Genomic DNA, 21054 nt, shown 5'->3' with positions numbered 1-21054 from the left:
GATTGCGATAGCAGTAGTGGAGAATGTGTAAGGATGAGGTGCCAAAGGCGACCTCATCCCCGTTTCTCCTTAAATAGACCGTCTAAATGATTAAGCCTGTTCTTCTTTGTATTTGAAGGAGAAGAGGAAAATGACGGCGATGATGGCTGCGGCAACCGCAGGAATCCACCAGAACGTCGCCCAGATTTCGGGAGCATTTATCGTGCCGTTGTCGAAAAGACGGTTGTAAATCGCACCGGAAACCTGCGATCCCAACAGCATGCCAATACCGTAGGTGAACAGAACCACCAGACTTTGTGCCTGACCTTTGATTTTTTCTCCGGCAATGCGGTCGGTGTAGATGAAGCCAATGACGAAGAAGAAGTCATAGCAGACACCGTGAAGCAGGATGCCGATATAGAGCAACCAGCGCGTTTCTTCATTCACGCCCATGGCGAAGAGGGCATAGCGTACGAACCACGCCAACATGCCGATGAACAGCATGTATTTCACGCCCAGCTTTCTAAACAGCAGCGGAATGATCAGCATGAAGACGATTTCGGACATCTGGCCAAACGACATCGCGGTGCTGACGTCGCTGATACCCGCATTGCTCAGGAAAGACGCGGTGTAAGCATAATAGGTGCCCAGCGGGATGGAGATCAGCATGGCGCAGAGGGCAAATACCAGAAAATGGCCTTTCTTCAGCAGCGCGAACGCATCAGCACAGAACAGATCGCGTACTGCCAGCGGCAAGCCTTTTGCTGGCGCTGGGGTATGCGGCAGCGTCAGGCTGTAGGCCGCCAGAATGGCGGAGCACGCCGCAGCGACATAGAAAATATTGACGCTTGCGGAGATGCCTGCCGTCCCGATGCAGACTCCGGCAACGATCCAACCGATGGTGCCGAAGACCCGCACAACCGGAAAGCTTTTCTCACTGTTAGTCAGGTTATGGAACGCGATGTTGTTGGTTAATGCCAGCGTTGGCATGAAGCACAGCGTGTAGGCGAACAGCAGGATCAGTAGCTGCGAGCCGTCTTCGTTGATCAATGCGGTCGGTACAAACCACAGGATGACCGCGCCGATGAGGTGCAGCAGCGCCATGACTTTTTGCGATGGAAAGAAGCGGTCAACCACCATGCCCAGCACAAACGGAGAAAGGATCGAGGCGATCGGCCCAGCAGAGAAGGCATCGCCAATCATGGCGGCCAAATTATACTGTGTCATAACCAGGCCTAGCGTGACTGACCATGAGCCCCAGATGAAGAACTCTAAGAACATCATGAGCGACAGTCTAGGAACGACGAAGGCCGGCTGTAACGATTTGGTAGCTGTGTTTTCAGATGAAGAAACCATGCGGTATCCCTCTTAAAAGTAATCGATTACAATTTGTGTTTTAAGAATGTAATCGATTACTTTTAACTTAACCGCAGCTTTTAGCCATAAATGAGATCCTTATCACTAGAAAGTTATATAGCCATAGCGTAACGGGCTGTTTTCGCGCAATGATCGGGTATCTGCTTTGCTTGAGGGGAAAAGAAGAATGACGCACGTTGTTTTAGTGGGTGATGTGGGTGGCACCAATACGCGTTTGGCGCTGTGTGACGCCATGACGGGCGAACTGTCGCAAATCGAAACGTATTCTGGGTTGGATTTTCCTTCTCTGGAAGGGGCGATCCGCGATTATCTCGATTCTCGGCAGGCGACGGTGCAGGATGCCTGTATCGCGATTGCCTGTCCGATTACTGGTGACTGGGTGGCGATGACGAACCATACCTGGGCATTTTCCATCGCTGAAATGAAAACGAGTCTGGGTTTACGCCACTTTGAGGTCATCAACGATTTTACCGCGGTTTCCATGGCGGTTCCGGTGCTGGGGCGTGAAAGTTTGCTCCAGTTCGGTGGCGGGGAACCGGTGCCGGGTAAGCCCGTTGCCGTGTATGGTGCAGGTACTGGGTTAGGTGTTGCTCACCTGGTTCATGTCGCCAATCAATGGATTAGCTTGCCGGGTGAAGGCGGACATGTGGATTTCGCGGCCAATAGTGATGAAGAAGACAACATTCTCGCTATTCTGCGCCAATCATTAGGGCATGTTTCTGCGGAGCGTTTACTGTCCGGGCAGGGGCTGGTCAATATTTATCGTGCCATCGTGCAGTCTGACGATCGCACGCCGGAGGCGCTGGAACCGAAGGATATTACCGAACGGGCGATCAATAATACGGATGTGGATTGTCGCCGCGCGCTATCGCTCTTCTGCGTCATCATGGGGCGCTTCGGTGGTAATCTGGCGTTAAATTTAGGCACATTTGGCGGGGTTTATATTGCTGGCGGCATCGTACCGCGCTTTCTTGAGTTTTTTAAAGCTTCTGGTTTTCGCGCGGCTTTTGAAGACAAAGGGCGATTTAAACGCTATATGCAAGATATCCCTGTGTACCTGATTACCCATGAGCAGCCGGGGTTAATGGGAGCGGGAGCTTACCTGCGACAGGTACTGGGCAGCGCGCTATAAGCCAGTCTGGTCGTCGAACGCAATCAGGAAAGGCGATGCCTGATTGCGCCATTATTGGTTATGCCAGAATACGAGTACGGATAACCTCTGCGATGCTGGGCTCTTCATTGCTGCCAATGACCAGATCGGCTCGCGCTTTGATTTCATCGGCGCTGTTACCCATGGCAACGCCCAATCCAACGCCTTCCAGCATACTGATATCATTAAAATTATCGCCGAACGCCACGACATCTTTCATACTTATGCCCTGTTCGCCAAGCCATTGCTGGAGCAGCTTACCTTTGCTGTTGCCAGTTTGAGCGATATCAACCTGATCCTGCCATGACCACTCGCATGCCAGCCCGAGTTGCTTTTCCACTTCTGCGGCAAAATGGTTCAGTGTAGGGATATCGGTATGTGTGGTCGCAAATTTCCAAATGGCCTGAGAGGCTTCCGTCTGGAGCAGCAGATTTTCCACCTGTGCGAAACGAGGGCGCTGCTGTTCCGGCAACGTGGAAGCCCACGCCAGCGTGCGAACCACATGCCCCGTAGAGTATTGATAATACATATCGTCGTCAGCATACATCAGGCCATGAATATCACATTCCTCTAGCAGGGTGATGACATTTTTTGCCTGTTCGACAGAGAGTGGGTTGGTATGTGATGCACGGCCCTGCTGGTAATCATAGACATAGGTGCCGTTGCAGCAGATCGCAGGCGTATCCAACTGCAATCCCTGATAAAAAGGGTGGATCGCTGAGTGGTGACGTCCCGTGACGATCATCACTTTTATGCCTTGCTGACGGGCCAGCGCGAGTGCGCTAAGCGATTCGGGGAGGATTTTTTTCTGTTGGTTCAGCAGGGTACCATCAAGATCAAGCGCAATTACTCGGTAGGTCATCGTTGTCTCGCAAATAAAAATGTGGGTATCGAATGAGTCTTACGATAAAGGACGCGGCGAAAAATAGACAGACAACAATGGGATAAATGTGTCCCACGTTGTTTGGTGAGGAAGCGTCAGCGCTATGGGGGGAAATAAGGGTAAATGGACGTTTTGGCAATCTTTCTGTCTATTTTCTATGCTTTCAACGGGTTATCATCTATTTTTTAAGCAATTGACCACAACGTCGCTTTACAACGCGCGGCGTACTGTTTATAGTGCGCGTCATTGCGGAGGAGTGGCCGAGTGGTTGAAGGCACCGGTCTTGAAAACCGGCGACGCGAAAGTGTTCTAGAGTTCGAATCTCTACTCCTCCGCCACTTTCAATATTTCCCCTGTGTATCTCCTTGTTATCCTTTTATCTTCTCTCGATGTTCTGCACTGTCACTTTTCACCACTCATTTATTAGCGCACCATCAGTGTCCATTCGCTAAATTAATCATTACTTAAATCAGTCATTATTTAAATCAATAGTAGCCTTGCGATGTCTCTGTAGAATAGAGTGATTGGTCATTTATGGTATACCGTGCGTCAGGTTGAGCCAGTTCGCTATTCTTTCGATGAACCTCTTTTGAGCCTTCCTGTGCCACCACATTCGCGTGAAAAATAAGGAGAATACGATGCAGCAAGTTGTTTATGTCGCCAGCCCGGAAAGCCAGCAGATTCATGTTTGGCAGCTCGGTGTTCAGGGAAGTCTGACATTATTGCAAACCGTTGAAGTCCCAGGGCAGGTTCAGCCGATGACGATCGCGCCAAATAAGCGCCACCTGTATGTCGGGGTTCGTCCTGATTTCAGGGTTCTGAGCTATCGTATTGATGAACAGGGTAAATTGACGCAAGCGGGTGTCGCTTCTTTGCCGGGTAGCCCGACGCACCTGTCGACCGATAACGACGGGCGTTTCCTGTTCAGCGCGTCTTACAGCGGTGCCTGCGTGAGCGTTAGCCCGATTGGTGCTGATGGCATTGTTGGCGAGCCGATTCAGCAACTGGATGGATTGGAAGGGTGTCACTCTACCAATATCGATCCAACCAATTCCGTGGTATGGGCTCCGTGCCTGAAAGAAGACCGTATTCGCCTGTACGATCTAGGTGCGACGGGCGAATTGAGCGTACATCGTCAGGCTGAAATGACAACGGTAACGGGGGCGGGTCCACGCCATATGGCTTTCCACCCGAATCAGCGTTTTGCCTATTGCGTGAACGAACTGGACAGCTCAGTCGATGTGTATCAGTTGGATGCGGCCAGCGGCGATTTACAGAAAGTGCAAACGCTGGATGCGATGCCTGCTGGTTTCAGCGATACACGCTGGGCAGCGGATATTCACATCACGCCGAATGGCCGCTTCCTGTACATCAGCGATCGCACAGCCAGCCTGCTGAGCGTTTTCCAGGTGTCTGAAGATGGCAGCACGTTAACGCTGACCGGGCATCAGCCGACCGAAACGCAGCCGCGCGGTTTCAATATCGACAACACGGGTGAGTTCCTGATTTCAGCAGGGCAGAAGTCTCAGCATATTGAGGTCTATCACATCGATCAGCACACAGGCGATCTGCAACCGTTGGCGCGTTACGCCGTCGGCCAAGGGCCAATGTGGGTGTCTGTGCTGGCACTGGATTGAGTCGGTATGCTCCCCTAGGTAGGGGAGCATAATGGCTTACTGAGTGAGAAAATCTTTCACGTCTAGCAAGATAAATTCATTATCATCTGCCTCGTTGGGCTGACGGCTGGATGAGAATGGGAAGTTGTTGTCATTGCCAACGATGATATGTTGATCATCAACAACATCGACATTTTCGATCGTCATAAACGGGAAGGTGAATACACCTGCTGTCAGCGGCTTACGTGCCAGGTGTTTGGGATCTTGAATGTTCATGAGGTCAAGGTAAGCTGATTTATCGACAGGTTTACCTACATTGTCATCAGAGAATCCCACTTTGTAGATGCGCTTAAAGCGAGCTGGTGCATTGAAACAGTCCGTCGTCGTTGCTCCAGCCTGACAGGCTTTGTCCATTGTACCTTCGTTGCTGTCACGTTCGATGATTAACCCCTGTCGATCGTCAATCATGTTGAAATCGCCGATTGCGTTCTGGTTATCTTCCAGCACGTATTGCCAGCTACGACCTGTCCAGATTTGTTTTTTAACATCAAACTCCAGAACGCGCAGATAACGTTTACCCGCGATATTTTCATAGTCCTGACGCGAGCTGTCCCATAATGCGCCTTCCAGCAGTGGGTACAGTTTTGAACCATCTTTTGATACCGCCATGCCTTCAAAACCTTTCGAGCGAGACACCTGAAAGCTCGGTTTGCCGTCTGGCGTGCCGGGAGAGGGCTGTGTTGCATTGTCTGGTGATTTCACCACTTTGCCATCAACATGGGTATCGAATACCGCTTGTACTTTTCCTGTCAGATCCGCTTTGATGAGATAAGGACCGAACTCCTCACCAATCCATAAACTGCCATCTGCAAATTGAAAACTTTCCGGGTCGAAGTCGGCACCGGTAAGATAGCGCTTGTCGGTGCTTTCGTTGACGATATGGAACGGCACACGTTTATCGGGATCGTGCAGGAATACCGTTTCCAGCCGACTCGCGGTATTGTTCTTAAAATCCATTTGGTAGTGATTCAGGTACAAAAGTGAATCGGGAGAATTCGCTTTGGTGCCATAACCGTTGTCTGTCAGTACCCAATAGGTGCCATCAGGCATATGTTTGATGCCCGAATGGCCTTGCAGCGGTTGCCCTTCAATGGGAAGCGCAAGCCCTGTTAGTCGATCCGCAGATTTTGCTGGCACGCTGTTTAGTGCGGTGACGCGTGAACCCGTCGTGTATTTACCGCTGACTTTCATGTCTGTTGGGGCATCATTGGGTGCGGGGATAAAAGATTTTGCGGGTATAACTATGTGGCCCGCCAGTTCAGTTGTCGAAGCGGTCGTTGCCGATGTTTGTGCGGCAAATGAATGATTCAATCCCAGAAGTGTGAAAAGTGCCAGTGTTGGCCAACGGAGGGGGAAACGGTGATACGTTCTCATTACGATTCCTTTTTGGGTCATGGTGAATAAGCCGTAAGGTTAGTCACTATAGAAATCGACAATGACAGCAGTATGAAAACAGGCGCGGCATACTGATGCCGCGCGCCGGGGAAGAAGATAATGAGAGGGCGCTTAGCCTCGGTATTCGATAATCGACAAACCTGCGTTGTAGTCTGTGCTGTAGATGATGCCATTGGCATCAACAAACACATCGCAAGACTGAATAATCTGCGGTCTGCCGGGGCGTTTATCGACCATACTGGCTGGCGCAGCAGGAACCAGTGCGCCAGTTTCTTTTGGCTGATACGGATTACTGATGTCGTAAGCCCGTACCCCCGCATTTTGATAAGTGGCGAAAATCAGTGACGAACTGATGAAGCTGCCAGGCCGGTTTTCATGCAGGTTATGCGGGCCAAAGTGCGCGCCCTTTTTCACATAATCTGCCTCTTTCGGCTGTGGAAAGGTGGAGATGCTCACTGGATTACTCGGTTCACGAATATCGAACACCCAAATCAATTTCTCGCCATCTTCCTGATTATCCAACACGGCTTCATCCAACACGACTAACAGATCTCGATCCGGCAGCGGTAGCGCCGTGTGTGTACCACCGCCAAACGGTGGACTCCAGTTACGGTGGCTGATGAGCTGCGGGTTGGTACGATCGCTTACGTCCAGCAGCGTCAAGCCGCCATCGCGCCAGCTTCCGTAAGCGGTGTCGCCACTGATGATGGCGTGGTGCAGAGCATAACGTTTACCATCCGGCCAGCTTGCGGCCTCTCCGCCTGCGGTATGCATGCCGGGTAACCAGTAACGTCCGGCCACTTCCGGGCGCTGCGGATCGGCCAGATCGATAGTCAGAAAGATGTAGTCACTGTAGCCATCGAGCAGAGCGGAAACATAAGCCCAGCGTCCGCCCACGTACCAGATGCGGTGAATGCCGATGCCGTCTAGCGGCAAGAAGCTGATTTCACGTGGTTTATCTGGCGTAGAGATATCGAAAATTCGTAATCCAGCACTCCAGCTTTTTCCCTGTTGCCTGGTACTGACTGTATCGGCGACGGAACGGGTGTAGTAGACCTTTTCCTCGGCAAAGCTGGCGTCGGCAAATAAGTCGCGCGCGTTGACGACGAGTAGCAGGTCATCGTGGGTTTGCAGGTGAATATTCCAGGTGCCGGGCGGGGCAGCAATAAATCCCGCCGGCTTGGGATTCTTGGCATCGCGTACATCCACAATCGACACACCTTGTGAAACCATATGCCCGATGTAAGCGTAGCCGCGATGAACCATCACCTGCACGCCATCGGGTCTGCCGCCCTGATCGCTGTGTCCAATCAGCCGCATATTGCGACTGTAATCGGGGGTGGGCAGAGGAGTCGATGCCATGAATTATCTCCGTATTATTTCGCCTGTTTGGCTTCCAGTGTAGCAAACCACGGTGCGATAAAATCATCCGTGTGACCCCAACCTGGGATGATTTTCGCCAATCCAGCGACGTTGACCGCACCCGGTTGGCTGGCTAACAGCGCTTGTGGAATCGCAGCGGCACGGAACTCGTAGGTTGCAGGTGTCGGTTCACCGGCTATCTTATTAGCAACTAAACGCAGGTTTACTTTACCGATCAGTTTTGGATCGACGGCTACACTGACTTTCCACGGACTGCTCGCTTCGCGCATCAGCTGTAAATCCTGATTGGAGATGTCGATGCTATATAGCTTAATCTCAGTCCGGCCATTTTCTTTCAAGGCTTTATAAGCGCCTTGGCTGAAGGCATCCCACGAGCCCCAGATCGCATCGATTTTGCCTTTCGGGTATTTCGCCAGTACCGCACCGACTTTGTTGGCAGTGTCACCCTGTACGTCAGAAGACACGGCACCAATCGATTCCAGTTCCTTGATGCCAGGGTTGGCTTTCAGGATCTGTTGATAAGCAAGCTGGCGGCGTTCCATCGGCGGGAAGCCAGCGACCCACAGTTTGATGATATTGGCGTTGCCGTTGAAATCCTTCACCAGTTGGCCGAGCGATTCGTTAGTGAGTGAAGCATCATCCTGCTGCGTAACGGTCACGCCTGGAATCTCGCCGTTCACGGCGGTATCAAACACGGAAACAGCAATGCCGCTGTCGACGATGCGCTTAATCAAATCGGTAGAGTAGGGATCGCGACCCTGCGACAGGATGATGCCATCATATTTCTGGCTAATCGCTTGATTCACGAAATCCTGGAAACGAGCATCGTCGCCGTTGCTCAGGAAGGTACTGACCTTGAAGCCCAGTTTTTTGCCTTCTTCGAGTACGCCGGAAACAAACTGTGTGGTGTTGTCATCCGACCCCAGATTGCGGATAACGGCGATGCGCACCGGACCATTATGATTGGCGATAGCGGCTGGAACGGGGGCAATGGTGGCGTTCTGATTAGCCAGTGCCGGTAATGCGGTCAGTAAGCTCAGTGCAAGCAAGGCAGGCGTAAATTTCTTCATTATCAGCTCCATGGCGTTTTATAAATTGATCTTGTAGTGATGACGGTGTGTCGTGTCGATGACAGTATTGTTATGTAGTTTGCATCACTACTTTATAGCTGTCTTTATGTCTGGATGTCTATTTAAAAATAATACTGCATCATAGCCACCGAGTGATAGCCGAGAAAGAGGGATAAGTTATGACGTTTGGATGTAAGTTATAACGATTTGTACTGACTGCGGATGAAAAGAAAAATGCCCGCGAGGCGGGCATTTGAGGAAAACAATGGAGTGAAAAGAGTGAATTATTTTTTCGTTTCTTTCTCTTCCATTTCACGTGCCCAGCGCGGGTGGTGCTTACTCGCCCAGCGTTTAGAGACTTTGCCTTCAATCATGCCTTTAATCGATCCTTTAACCCAGAATGCCATGTACATGTGGATCAGGATGGCATGGATCAGCACGATGGCCGCAGCCGCGTGAATCAGAATGGCATAGCGCACGACATCAATTGGGAACAGGTGGGCAAAATAAGGACGCCACATGATAACCCCGGTGATCAGCAGAACCAGCGTTAGCCCCATGATGCTCCAGAACATCATTTTCTGACCAGGGTTGTATTTACCCACTTGAGCGACTTCATGCTCATTGCCTTTTAATACCTCAACAATATTGAGGAACCACGGCAGATCGCGTTTCTTCGGAATGTTATGGCTAACAAAACGGAAGAACATCGGGATCAGGCAGATGACGATCAGCACGCCAAAAAATGGGTGCAGGATACGCCCCATTTGCGGCGTACCAAACGTCTGCGTCAGCCACTGTAGGGTCGGGAAGAACAAGGCAATACCAGAAAGCGCGACCAGGAAAAAGCTAATCACCACAATCCAGTGACAGATGCGATCGATAAACTTGGTACGCAAAATCATTTGTGGCTTACTCATGTTTGTCTCCCCCTTCTTTGTCTTCTCCCTCGTGTTCATGCTCCATTTCCTCTGTGTTCGGACCCACACCGATGTAGTGGAACATTAACCCGGCGAACGTGGCGACAAAGCCTAATGCAGAGAGCGGCTTCAGAATGCCTTTCCACAGATTGACCGGCGTAGAAATCTGCGGGTCATCCGGCAGATTGTGATAAAGCGATGGTCTGTCTGCGTGGTGCAGAACATACATTACATGCGTACCGCCTACGCCCTGTGGATCATAGAGGCCGGCGTGCTCGTAACCGCGGCTTTTCAGATCGGCAATGCGCTCTTCCGCTAGATGCTTCATCTCTTCTTTCGTACCGAAACGAATAGCACCGGTTGGACAGGTTTTCACACAGGCTGGCTCTTGACCAACGCTGACCCTGTCGACGCACAGCGTACATTTGTAGACGCGGTTATCTTCTTTATTCAGACGTGGAATATTGAACGGGCAACCGGCGATGCAATAGCCACAACCGATACAATTTTCGGATTGAAAATCGACGATACCATTGGCGTACTGAATGACTGCGCCAGCGGAAGGACAGGCTTTCAGACAGCCAGGATCGCTACAGTGCATACAGCCATCTTTGCGGATCAGCCATTCCAGACGATCATTCTCTTCCACTTCGGAAAAGCGCATCAGCGTCCAGGATTTGGCACTCAGATCCGCCGGGTTATCATAGACCCCAAGGTTATGACCGACCTCGTCACGAATGTCGTTCCACTCTGAACAAGCCACCTGACAGCCTTTGCAGCCGATACAGGTCGTGACATCGATCAGTTTTGCCACTTCGCTTTTGTCATTACGCACATGCGGAGGCGGTGTAAAGCCGTTGGTGGCCGAACGTTTGATAATATCTTGTGATTGCATTGACATAGTTGGCTACCCTTACACCTTCTCTACATTAACCAAAAACGCTTTGTATTCAGGCGTTTGTGAATTAGCGTCGCCGACGCTCGGGGTGAGTGTGTTAGCCAGGAACCCTTTGCGTGTGGTTCCCTCATAGCCCCAGTGGCAGGGAATACCAACGGTTTCCACGCTGCGTCCGGCAATTTCCAGCGTTTTGATACGCTTAGTGACCACCGCTTTGGCTTTAATGTAGCCACGCTGGCAGGAGACTTTGACTTCATCACCTGCTTTAATGCCTTTGCTTTTCGCCAGATTTTCACCGATTTCAACAAATTGTTCCGGCTGTACAATGGCGTTCAGACGTGCGTGTTTTGTCCAGTGGCGGAACAATTCGGTAATCGAATACGTCGTTGCCACGTAAGGGAAGTCCTTCGCGGTACCCATGGTTTTCGCATCGCGGGCAAACAAGCGCGCGACCGGGCTGGAAATCACCGACGGATGTAGCGGGTTAGTACCGATGGGCGATTCGATCGGTTCGTAGTGCTCAGGGAATGGCCCGTCTACCAGTTTGTCTACGGAGAACAGACGCGCCAGGCCTTCCGGCAGCATGATAAACGGCCCTGTGTCTTTACCCGGCGGTACGGTCGCAGCAAAGTCAGGCACATCAATGCCTTGCCATTTCTGACCGGTCCATTCCAGTAATTTACGTTTACTGTCCCACGGTTTACCTTGCAGGTCGGCGGAGGCGCGGTTGTAGAGAATGCGGCGGTTTTGCGGCCAGCACCATGACCAGTTTGGCGTGCAGCCCAGACCCGCGTCGGCATTGTCGCGTTTATCCATTTGGTTGCCAGCTTCCGTCCAGCTACCAGCGTAGATCCAGCAGAAGCTGGATGTGGTGCCGTCATCACGCAACTGTGAGAAATCGGCGAGCTGCTGACCTTTTTTCAGGATCAGTTTGCCACTGTCGTCGTAAACATCGGCTAACGCCATCCCGTTGGCTTCGCGAGCAATCTCTTCCGGCGTTGGATCTTCCGGGTCTTTATAATTCCAGTTGATGTTCATCACTGGATCGGGATAAGTGCCGCCTTCTTCTCTATACAGCTCACGCAGACGCATCAGCAGTTTACCGAGAATTTTCCCGTCATGACGGGCTTCTCCTGGTGGCTCAGCCGCCGCCCAGTGCCATTGCAACCAGCGACCCGAGTTGGCGATAGACCCATTTTCTTCGGCAAAGCAGGACGATGGCAGACGGAAAACCTCTGTCTGAATGGACTTCGTATCCACGTCGTTGAACTCACCGTAGTTCTGCCAGAAAGTAGAGGTTTCAGTGATCAACGGATCGATGATGACCATATACTTGAGTTTGGAGAGCGCTTCGGTCGCTTTGTTCTTGTTGGAGAACGCGGCAACGGGGTTAAAGCCCTGAACGATGTAGCCATTCATTTTGCCTTCCACCATCAGCTCGGTTTGCACCATAACGTCGTAGCTGCGATCCCACTTCGGCAACCAGTCATAACCCCAGTTATTCGAAGCCTGTGCGTTATCACCGTAGAAACTCTTCATCATGCTGATAAAGAATTTTGGCGTGTTTTTCCAATAGTTAACCTGATCGGGCAGGGCAGCGGTTGGTGTTATTTGTCCCAGATAGGTTTGCAGGTCTGGCTGTTTTTCTGACGGCAGCGGCATATACCCCGGCAGATTTATCGTTAGCAGCCCGAGGTCGGTGTACCCTTGAATATTAGAGTGGCCGCGCAGGGCGTTGATACCACCACCCGCCATACCAATATTCCCCAGCAGAAGCTGAATCATGCCTGCGGTGCGGATGATTTGTGCGCCGTTAGTGTGGTGCGTCCAGCCCAGTGCGTACATGAAGGTTGCGGTTTTATTGGGTACGCAGGTTTCGGCTAGCGTGCGGCAAATCTCTTCATAATCTTTGGCTGATGTCCCGCACAGAGACGTCACCATTTCCAGCGTATAGCGGGAAACGTGCTTTTTCAGCAAATTCCAGACACAGCGCGGGTGTGACAACGTGTTATCACGTTTAGCGAAACCGGATTCATCAAGCTCATACTGCCAACTGGATTTGTCGTATTGACGTTTTTGTTCGTCGTAACCGCTGAATAGCCCTTCATCGAAGCTGAAATCATCGCGCACGATCAAACTGGCGTTGGTGTAAGACACCACGTATTCGTGATGAATTTTATTGTTCGTAATAAGGTAGTTAACGATGCCTAATAGAAATGCGGCGTCAGAACCTGCACGAATGGGGGCGTAGAGATCGGCTACGGCAGCAGAGCGGTTAAAACGCGGATCGACAACGATCAGTTTCGCATTGTTGTGCGTTTTCGCTTCAACGGCCCATTTAAAACCGACCGGGTGTGCCTCTGCTGGGTTGCCGCCCATAACGATGATAACGTTGGCATTTTTGATATCAACCCAGTTGTTGGTCATTGCGCCACGGCCAAATGTCGGTGCCAGCGCGGCAACAGTCGGTCCGTGACACAAACGAGCCTGACAGTCGATGGCAACCATGCCCAGCGCGCGGGCAAATTTCTGATCGAGAATACCAGTTTCGTTGCTGGCGGCAGAAGAGCACAGCATACCGGTTGTCAGCCAACGGTTGACGGTTTCGCCTTTCGCGTTGGTGCGTTGGAAGTTAGCGTCTCGGTCCGCTTTCATCAGACGTGCGATACGTTCAATCGCGTCGTCCCAGCTAATGCGTTGCCATTTGTCGGAACCCGGCGCGCGGTATTCAGGGTAGAGCAGACGGTTTTCGCTATGGATGTAGTCGACCAGACCCGCACCTTTCGGGCAAAGGGAGCCACGGCTGACCGGGTGGTCTGCATCACCTTCAATGTGAAAAACGGAGGGTTTTGCATTCTTTGCGCCATCACCCAGGCTATACATAAGCACACCGCAACCGACTGAGCAGTATGTACAGTTGTTACGTGTCTCTTTTGCCCGCAACAATTTGTATTGACGCACGGATGCCATTGCTTCTGTGGGTGTAAAGCCCAATACCGCGAGAGTGGTTCCAGCCATCCCCCCCGCGCAAACTTTAAAGAAACCTCTTCTATTGAGTTGCATTAGTTTCCCTGTGTAATTATGTGTCATTTTTGTTGCGAGCAATTTAACAACACACAAAATGTGGGCTTTGCGCAAAATCAAAATTTAAGTATTTAAATGCCCATTACACCTACAAAGAGGTATATTTTTTATTCGTTATATATTGTAATGCATAACGAATTTGTTATTTCATGGTTACAAACCATGCAAGGCAACGAGGCAATTGGAGGGCGATAAACGGGGATTTGTGGTGGAATTGTTGCAAAAAAAAGCCGGATAAGAATCCGGCTTGATGTGGTGGTTATTTGACCTGCATACCAGGCTGAGCGCCGCTGTCTGGACTCAGTAGGAAGATATCTTTCCCGCCGGGACCGGCTGCCATCACCATACCTTCCGATATGCCGAAGCGCATTTTACGCGGAGCCAGATTGGCGACCATCACGGTCAAGCGGCCTTCCAGCTTAACCGGATCGGGATAAGCCTCACGAATGCCAGAGAAGACCTGACGCGTTTCGCCGCCCAGATCCAACGTAAGACGCAGTAGCTTGTCAGAACCTTCAACAAGCTCAGCTTGCTTAATGAGTGCAATACGCATATCGACTTTGGCAAAATCGTCGAAGTTAATGGTGTCCTGCACCGGATTATCTGCCAACGGACCGGACACGGTTTTCTGCGCGGTGACCATGTCTTCTTTAGAGGCATCAACCATTGCGCTGACTTTATCCAGATCGATGCGATTAAACAGCGCTTTAAATGGATTGACCTGATGGCTCAGCAGCGGGGTGGCGATCGCATCCCAGCTCAGTTCCGTGTTCAAAAACGCTTCTGTTCGTTCTGCGAGAGAAGGCAGGACCGGCTTCAGATACGTCATCAATACGCGGAACAGGTTAATGCCCATTGAACAAATGGCCTGTAGGTCTGCATCCCGGCCTTCCACTTTCGCCACCACCCACGGTGCTTGCTCGTCAACATAGCGGTTGGCGATATCCGCCAGTGCCATGATCTCACGAATAGCACGCCCAGATTCACGGCTGCTGTAGGCTTCCGCAATACTGGCTGCCGCGTCGGTGAAGGTTTTGTACAGATCGGGATCGGCCAGTTTGTCCGCCAGTTTGCCGTCAAAGCGTTTACTGATGAAACCCGCATTACGCGATGCCAGGTTCACGACTTTGTTCACGATGTCCGCGTTCACGCGCTGGACGAAATCTTCCAGATTGAGGTCGATGTCATCAATGCGAGAAGACAATTTTGCTGCGTAGTAATAGCGCAGGCAATCGGCATCCAAATGTTGCAGGTACGTGCCCGCTTTAATGAAGGTACCGCGTGATTTAGACATCTTGGCGCCGTTTACTGTGACATAGCCATGTACGAACAGATTCGTCGGCTTACGGAAACCGCTGCCTTCCAGCATCGCTGGCCAAAACAGGCTGTGGAAATAAACGATGTCTTTACCGATAAAGTGGTACAAATCCGCGTCTGAGTCTTTTTTCCAGAAATCATCAAAACTCAGATCGCCACGCTTGTCGCACAGGTTCTTGAACGAGCCCATGTAGCCGATTGGCGCATCCAGCCAGACGTAAAAATATTTGCCCGGTGCATCAGGGATTTCAAAACCGAAATACGGCGCATCGCGGGTAATGTCCCACTGTTGCAGGCCCGAATCGAACCATTCTTGCATCTTGTTGGCAACCTGCTCTTGCAATGCGCCGGAACGCGTCCAGGCTTGCAGCATGTCGCTGAACGCAGGCAGATCGAAGAAGAAGTGTTCTGTTTCACGCATTTCTGGCGTGGCACCAGACACCACAGATTTTGGTTCGATCAGCTCTGTTGGGCTGTAGGTCGCACCACAGACTTCGCAGTTATCGCCGTATTGGTCGGCTGCCTTACATTTCGGGCAGGTGCCTTTGACGAAACGATCCGGCAGGAACATGCCTTTCTCTGGATCGTATAACTGAGAAATGGTGCGATTTTTAATAAAGCCGTTCTCTTTCAGCCGACCATAAATCAGACCTGACAGCTCGCGGTTCTCTTCGCTGTGCGTAGAGTGGTAGTTGTCATAGCTGATATTGAAACCGGCAAAGTCCTGCTGATGCTCCTGACTCATTGCCGCAATCATCTGTTCCGGCGCAATCCCCATCTGCTGTGCTTTCAGCATGATTGGCGTGCCGTGGGCGTCGTCCGCACAGATAAAGTGAACCTGGTTGCCGCGCATTCGCTGGTAACGAACCCAAATATCAGCCTGAACGTGTTCAAGCATATGACCGAGGTGGATTGAACCATTAGCGTAAGGCAGCGCGCACGTTACCAGAATTTTCTTTGCGACTTGAGTCATGAGGAACTTGCTTTCTTTTGTGAATAGAGGGAGATCGATGTTAACCGATAGCGCCTTACTGCGTAAACCGCTGGCGTGAGTAAAAACGACAGGAAACCACATGGCAGATTCTATTTTGCGTAGCGTTTCCACGTTTTTGATGCCGAAGGGCGTCAGGCTTCCCTCGCTCTGGTATGCTATACAGGTCTCAAGGGTCAAATATGAGAATTTCAAGGAGCCGGAATGAACGCTACAGTCCCCGAACAACGTCCTGAAGCATTGCGTGCGATGGTCACCGGGGTTTTATCTACTTTTCAGCACCCGACACTGAAAAATAATCTGACGACACTGAATGCACTACGTCATTGTGCGTTGCTAGATAATGTGTTGCATATCGAACTGACGATGCCGTTTGTCTGGCTCAGTGGTTTGGCAGTATTAAAAGAAACGGTTAGCGATGAGTTATTACGTTTATCAGGTGCAAAAGCGGTTGAATGGCGCTTAACGCACGATATCGCTACGCTTCGCCGAGTTAACGATCAGGCTGGCGTGAAGGGTGTAAAAAACATCATTGCCGTCAGTTCTGGGAAAGGCGGGGTGGGTAAATCCAGCACGGCGGTCAACATGGCGCTGGCATTGGCGGCTGAAGGCGCCAATGTGGGCATTCTGGATGCTGATATTTATGGACCTTCGATCCCTACCATGCTGGGTTCGGCCAGTGAACGTCCCACTTCGCCTGATGGTCAACACATGGCACCGATTATCGCTCACGGCCTGGCAACCAACTCGATTGGTTACCTGGTGACGGATGATAATGCGATGGTGTGGCGTGGGCCGATGGCGAGCAAAGCATTATTGCAACTGCTGCAAGATACGCTTTGGCCGGATCTGGACTATCTGGTGTTAGATATGCCGCCGGGCACGGGGGATATCCAACTGACGCTGGCGCAGAATATTCCTGTCACCGGCGCGGTCGTAGTGACGACGCCACAGGATATTGCGCTGATGGATGCCATGAAAGGTATTGCGATGTTTGAAAAAGTCAGCGTGCCGGTGCTGGGTATCGTTGAAAACATGAGCGTTCATATCTGTAGCAACTGTGGCCATCTGGAACCAATCTTCGGTACAGGCGGTGCACAGAAGTTGGCGGAAAAATACCACTGTTCTCTGTTAGGCCAGCTTCCACTACATATCTCCCTGCGCGAAGACCTCGATCGCGGTGAACCGACGGTGGTCAGTCAGCCAGATAGCGAGTTTACTTCTTTGTACCGTGAGCTGGCAGGGCAGGTTGCCGCCCAGCTTTACTGGCAGGGTGATATTATTCCTGGAGAAATTTCTTTCCGGGCGCTGTAGCACTTCCGTTAGTGAGTATAAAAGCCGGGCTTTGCCCCGGCTTGATCCTGCGCCAGTCCCCAGTTTCCCTTGGGCGCAATATATGGAAAGGGTGGCGTGAAGGCCGCTAACTCCCTATAATTGCACGTCAAAGCGCCCGTTGGCGCATTCCCCTCTCTTTTATTTATGTTAATCAGGTCGTTAATACCATGACTGATCAGTCTCACCAGTGCGTCATCATCGGGATCTCTGGAGCATCAGCTTCGGGTAAAAGTCTTATTTCCAGCACCTTGTATCGTGAATTGCGCGATCAGGTTGGTGATCAGCATATCGGGGTGATATCTGAAGACAGCTATTATAAAGATCAAAGCCACCTGACCATGGAAGAGCGGGTAAAAACCAACTATGACCACCCGAGTTCGATGGATCACAGCCTGCTGATTAAGCATCTGCAAATGCTGAAAGCGGGTCAGGCAATTGAAGTCCCGCAGTACAGCTATGTCGAGCACACCCGTAAACAGGAAACGGTGCATATTGAGCTGAAAAAGGTCATTATCCTGGAAGGAATTTTGCTACTGACGGATGCGCGTCTGCGCGATGAGATGAATTTCTCTATTTTTGTCGATACGCCGCTGGATATCTGCCTGCTGCGCCGCATGCGCCGCGACGTGAATGAACGTGGCCGTTCAATGGACTCGGTGATGGAACAGTACCAAAAGACCGTGCGTCCGATGTTCCTGCAATTTATTGAGCCGTCCAAGCAGTATGCCGATATTATCGTACCGCGTGGCGGGAAAAACCGTATTGCGATTGATATCTTGAAAGCCAAGATAAGCCAGTTCTTTGAGTAGTGGATACCTTAACTAATTCACGTTGCACAGTTAATGCGCCGCAACGTGACGTTATGACGGGTATGGATGAGGTTTATCCCGATATACCCGTGTCGAATGGAGAATAAGATGAGACTGTGTGACCGTGACATTGAAGCCTGGCTGGATGATGGCCGACTGGTGATTACGCCCCGTCCGCCAACTGAGAGGATCAGTGGCGCGACCGTTGATGTTCGTTTGGGAAATCAGTTTCGCGTCTTCCGCGGACACACCGCGGCTTTCATTGACTTAAGCGGTCCGAAAGATGAAGTCAGTGCGGCACTAGATCGCGTCATGAGTGATGAAATCAATTTGCCAGAAGGTGAGGCATTCTTCCTGCATCCAGGAGAATTAGCTCTGGCAGTAACGTTTGAGTCGGTCACGCTACCAGATAATTTGGTAGGCTGGTTGGATGGCCGTTCTTCGTTAGCCCGTCTGGGATTGATGGTTCACGTCACTGCACACCGTATTGATCCCGGTTGGCAAGGAAGAATTGTGCTGGAGTTCTATAATTCAGGTAAGTTGCCGCTGGCGTTACGTCCCGGCATGATGATTGGCGCTCTGAGTTTTGAACCCCTTTCCGGGCCGGCGGCTCGCCCGTACAACCGCCGTCAGGATGCCAAGTATAAAGATCAGCAGGGTGCGGTAGCGAGCCGGATCGATAAAGACTGAGCGTCTGGCGATAGGTCTGTAATATAAAAATCAGGCAGTCGCGCGTTTCGCAATGAGGATGGCATGAGAAGATTTCTGACGACGCTAGCAATTCTGCTTGTGGTGCTGGTGGCAGGAATGACGGCCTTGGTCGTACTGGTTAATCCCAATGACTTCCGCGCTTACATGGTGAAGCAGGTTGAGGAACGTAGCGGCTATCGTCTGCAACTTGATGGCGATCTGCGCTGGCACGTGTGGCCACAACTGAGTATTTTATCTGGCGGTATGTCATTAAGTGCGCCGGGTTCCAGTGCGCCAATTGTCAGCGCTGAAAATATGCGCCTTGATGTGCAGCTGTGGCCGCTGTTGTCGCATAAGCTTGCGGTCAAGCAGGTGATGTTGAAAGGGGCGATTATTCGCCTGACGCCAGAAAGTGAAGCCAGACAGGCCAACAATGCGCCAATTGCCCCTGCGGGATCGCAGACTCCATCTGAAGAACGACGCTGGCGTCTGGATATTAATAAGATAAAAGTCGCCGATAGTCTGTTAATTTTGCAACGCAGTAATAACGAACAGATTAATGTTCGCGATATTAATCTTGCAATGGAGCAGAACAGCGACCGCCAAGTTAACATCGAATTATCGAGCCGTATTAATCGCGATCAGCGCGATATCGCTTTCTCTCTCGCCGCAGATGTCGATCTGTTGCGTTTCCCCCAGCAGGTAAATGCCAATATAACCAAACTGGATTACCAGCTTCAGGGCGTTGGAATACCGACAAACGGTATCAGTGGGACAGGAAGTGTTCAGGCCAGTTATCAGCAACAGCCTGAAAAAATCACGTTTAGCCAGCTTGTACTCAATACCAATAATAGTCAGTTGTCGGGGGCGGGTAGTGTGACGCTAGGTGATATCCCCCATTACGAGCTGGATTTGTTGTCTGAGAAGCTGGATCTCGATTCTCTGCTGGGGATTGCGGCGGTAAAAGAAAATAACGCGTCTACAGTAGCGATTAAGCCATTAGCCCCTGTCATTTCAAATGAAGCTGAAGCGACCAAGCCAGAAGATAGCTTACAGCGATTCACTGCACGTCTGTCGCTACAGGCTGCTTCGCTGATTTATCGTGGCCTTGATGTTCGCCAATTCACATTACGGGCAGAGAATCAGCCGGGATTACTCGATATTTCGACCTTAAGTGGCGAACTGGGCAGTGGGCATTTCTCATTGCCCGCTAAGGTTGTGACGAAATCATCAACCAATATCACGCTACGACCCGATCTCAAGGATATTGAACTGTCTCAACTGATGTCTGCGTTTGCGCTGCCTGCCGAGGCGATCAGTGGAAAATTGTCGATGACGGGACAATTCAGCGGTAATAGCGCTGCGCTGCCTGCTTTGCTCCAGCAGTGGCAAGGAACGGCGGCGCTGCAAGCCAATAATGTTCGCCTACAGGGCTTGAATATTCAGCAAATGGTGCAGATGGCTGTGGCGCGCAGTAACGGCAATGTGCGTGGGCAAGAGCGCTACGAGCGTTATACTGAACTGCAACAACTGACCGGAAAAGTACAATTGAATGCAGGTAAATTGCGTCTTACCGATCTCAATGGTCGCTCAGAGCTGCTGTCTCTAAGCGGTGTCGGCCAATTCGATTTGCCAGCTCAGACGTGTGACGTCAACGTGAATGTTTCTATCACGCAAGGGTGGCAAGGGGATGAGCAACTGGTCAGCGTGTTGAAAAATACGGCAATTCCGTTACGCGTCTATGGCGAGTGGGATAAATTGAACTACCAGTTGCAGGTAGATCAGTTGCTGCGTAAACGTCTACAGGATGAACTGAAGAAACGCCTGAATGATTGGGCCAGCCAAAATCAGCAAAACCAGAAGGGCAAAGACTTGAAGCAACTGCTCGACCGTCTTTAATTTCCAGACATGCTGCGTTCTAGGCCGGTTTGCTGATTTCCGTCAGCAAATCCGGCGGCTTATCCTCAATGCTTTCCTTTCATTTGTCATACTTCCCCAGACAAACTTTGTGTTCGATGTCTCTTTTTTAACGCTGCATATTAATATTTTTCTCTTTTTTTATTTTCTAAAGCAGTAAACTCCGCCCCCTGTTTTCGG

The 21054-nt window shown here is 51.0% G+C and carries 15 protein-coding genes and 1 tRNA gene; 7 read left to right on the top strand and 9 right to left on the bottom strand.

The features are described from left to right. Positions 1–90 precede the first annotated feature (90 nt). The gene (locus A6301_RS10040) at positions 91–1335 is read right to left on the bottom strand and encodes an MFS transporter (protein WP_234257706.1); all 1245 of its coding nucleotides are present in this window, start codon (positions 1333–1335) and stop codon (positions 91–93) included. Between the two features lie 187 nt (positions 1336–1522). Here A6301_RS10040 and glk point away from each other — a divergent pair, with 187 nt between their 5' ends. Beyond that, positions 1523–2488 carry a glucokinase gene (glk, locus tag A6301_RS10035; RefSeq protein ID WP_205541709.1) on the top strand — a complete coding sequence of 322 codons (966 nt, stop codon included), beginning with the start codon at positions 1523–1525 and terminating at the stop codon, positions 2486–2488. 58 nt (positions 2489–2546) lie between these two features. Here the strand turns inward: glk and A6301_RS10030 are convergent, their stop codons facing one another. Next, positions 2547–3368, bottom strand: a complete 822-nt coding sequence (locus A6301_RS10030) for a pyridoxal phosphatase (protein WP_234257705.1) — start codon at positions 3366–3368, stop codon at positions 2547–2549. A 271-nt stretch (positions 3369–3639) separates the two neighbouring features. Here A6301_RS10030 and A6301_RS10025 point away from each other — a divergent pair. Further along, positions 3640–3727 (top strand) — tRNA-Ser (locus A6301_RS10025). A gap of 300 nt (positions 3728–4027) precedes the next feature. Then, positions 4028–5026 (top strand): 6-phosphogluconolactonase, encoded by a 999-nt coding sequence (gene pgl, locus A6301_RS10020; protein ID WP_234257704.1) that lies wholly within the window; start codon positions 4028–4030, stop codon positions 5024–5026. A gap of 36 nt (positions 5027–5062) precedes the next feature. Here pgl and A6301_RS10015 read toward each other — a convergent pair whose 3' ends face one another. From A6301_RS10015 to metG, 7 genes are all read right to left on the bottom strand, one after another. Next, on the bottom strand, positions 5063–6439 hold the full coding sequence (locus tag A6301_RS10015; RefSeq protein WP_234257703.1) for an esterase-like activity of phytase family protein: 1377 nt from the start codon (positions 6437–6439) through the stop codon (positions 5063–5065). A gap of 132 nt (positions 6440–6571) precedes the next feature. Beyond that, positions 6572–7822 (bottom strand): LVIVD repeat-containing protein, encoded by a 1251-nt coding sequence (locus tag A6301_RS10010; protein WP_234257702.1) that lies wholly within the window; start codon positions 7820–7822, stop codon positions 6572–6574. A gap of 14 nt (positions 7823–7836) precedes the next feature. After that, positions 7837–8913 (bottom strand): sugar ABC transporter substrate-binding protein, encoded by a 1077-nt coding sequence (locus A6301_RS10005; protein WP_107169862.1) that lies wholly within the window; start codon positions 8911–8913, stop codon positions 7837–7839. A gap of 284 nt (positions 8914–9197) precedes the next feature. After that, a complete protein-coding gene (fdnI, locus tag A6301_RS10000; RefSeq protein ID WP_107169863.1) occupies positions 9198–9833 on the bottom strand; it encodes a formate dehydrogenase-N subunit gamma in 636 nt (211 codons plus the stop codon). Next, positions 9826–10734, bottom strand: coding sequence for a formate dehydrogenase subunit beta (gene fdxH / locus A6301_RS09995; RefSeq protein WP_014700652.1), 909 nt, complete (start codon positions 10732–10734; stop codon positions 9826–9828). Before fdxH ends, fdnI begins: the two co-directional genes overlap by 8 nt. Before the next feature lie 12 nt (positions 10735–10746). Beyond that, a complete protein-coding gene (gene fdnG, locus A6301_RS09990; protein WP_107169864.1) occupies positions 10747–13794 on the bottom strand; it encodes a formate dehydrogenase-N subunit alpha in 3048 nt (1015 codons plus the stop codon). Positions 13795–14074: 280 nt separating this feature from the next. Then, on the bottom strand, positions 14075–16105 hold the full coding sequence (gene metG / locus A6301_RS09985; protein ID WP_107169946.1) for a methionine--tRNA ligase: 2031 nt from the start codon (positions 16103–16105) through the stop codon (positions 14075–14077). Positions 16106–16327: 222 nt separating this feature from the next. Between metG and apbC the strand changes: the two genes are divergently transcribed. The 4 genes from apbC (at position 16328) to asmA (ending at position 20856) form a co-directional block, all read left to right on the top strand. Beyond that, the gene (apbC, locus tag A6301_RS09980; RefSeq protein WP_107169865.1) at positions 16328–17437 is read left to right on the top strand and encodes an iron-sulfur cluster carrier protein ApbC; all 1110 of its coding nucleotides are present in this window, start codon (positions 16328–16330) and stop codon (positions 17435–17437) included. Positions 17438–17625: 188 nt separating this feature from the next. Beyond that, a complete protein-coding gene (gene udk, locus A6301_RS09975; protein ID WP_005974035.1) occupies positions 17626–18267 on the top strand; it encodes a uridine kinase in 642 nt (213 codons plus the stop codon). A 108-nt stretch (positions 18268–18375) separates the two neighbouring features. Next, on the top strand, positions 18376–18957 hold the full coding sequence (dcd, locus tag A6301_RS09970; RefSeq protein WP_005974037.1) for a dCTP deaminase: 582 nt from the start codon (positions 18376–18378) through the stop codon (positions 18955–18957). 63 nt (positions 18958–19020) lie between these two features. Further along, positions 19021–20856 carry an outer membrane assembly protein AsmA gene (gene asmA, locus A6301_RS09965; protein ID WP_215483813.1) on the top strand — a complete coding sequence of 612 codons (1836 nt, stop codon included), beginning with the start codon at positions 19021–19023 and terminating at the stop codon, positions 20854–20856. Positions 20857–21054: the final 198 nt, after the last annotated feature.

This window comes from Pectobacterium sp. IFB5596 (genome assembly GCF_021432585.1).
Classification (GTDB): Bacteria; Pseudomonadota; Gammaproteobacteria; order Enterobacterales; family Enterobacteriaceae; genus Pectobacterium; species Pectobacterium punjabense.
Note: the sequence above shows the minus strand (reverse complement) of the source record. Positions and strands in the feature narration are given on the sequence as shown.

Bases quoted from the DNA above. Each gene is read 5' to 3' on its own strand.
- fdnG (WP_107169864.1), bottom strand. From the start codon at position 13,794: ATGCAACTCAATAGAAGAGGTTTCTTTAAAGTTTGCGCGGGGGGGATG.
- A6301_RS10040 (WP_234257706.1), bottom strand. From the start codon at position 1,335: ATGGTTTCTTCATCTGAAAACACAGCTACCAAATCGTTACAGCCGGCC.
- udk (WP_005974035.1), top strand. From the start codon at position 17,626: ATGACTGATCAGTCTCACCAGTGCGTCATCATCGGGATCTCTGGAGCA.
- asmA (WP_215483813.1), top strand. From the start codon at position 19,021: ATGAGAAGATTTCTGACGACGCTAGCAATTCTGCTTGTGGTGCTGGTG.
- A6301_RS10015 (WP_234257703.1), bottom strand. From the start codon at position 6,439: ATGAGAACGTATCACCGTTTCCCCCTCCGTTGGCCAACACTGGCACTT.
- A6301_RS10005 (WP_107169862.1), bottom strand. From the start codon at position 8,913: ATGAAGAAATTTACGCCTGCCTTGCTTGCACTGAGCTTACTGACCGCA.
- apbC (WP_107169865.1), top strand. From the start codon at position 16,328: ATGAACGCTACAGTCCCCGAACAACGTCCTGAAGCATTGCGTGCGATG.
- pgl (WP_234257704.1), top strand. From the start codon at position 4,028: ATGCAGCAAGTTGTTTATGTCGCCAGCCCGGAAAGCCAGCAGATTCAT.
- metG (WP_107169946.1), bottom strand. From the start codon at position 16,105: ATGACTCAAGTCGCAAAGAAAATTCTGGTAACGTGCGCGCTGCCTTAC.
- glk (WP_205541709.1), top strand. From the start codon at position 1,523: ATGACGCACGTTGTTTTAGTGGGTGATGTGGGTGGCACCAATACGCGT.
- dcd (WP_005974037.1), top strand. From the start codon at position 18,376: ATGAGACTGTGTGACCGTGACATTGAAGCCTGGCTGGATGATGGCCGA.
- A6301_RS10030 (WP_234257705.1), bottom strand. From the start codon at position 3,368: ATGACCTACCGAGTAATTGCGCTTGATCTTGATGGTACCCTGCTGAAC.
- A6301_RS10010 (WP_234257702.1), bottom strand. From the start codon at position 7,822: ATGGCATCGACTCCTCTGCCCACCCCCGATTACAGTCGCAATATGCGG.
- fdxH (WP_014700652.1), bottom strand. From the start codon at position 10,734: ATGTCAATGCAATCACAAGATATTATCAAACGTTCGGCCACCAACGGC.
- fdnI (WP_107169863.1), bottom strand. From the start codon at position 9,833: ATGAGTAAGCCACAAATGATTTTGCGTACCAAGTTTATCGATCGCATC.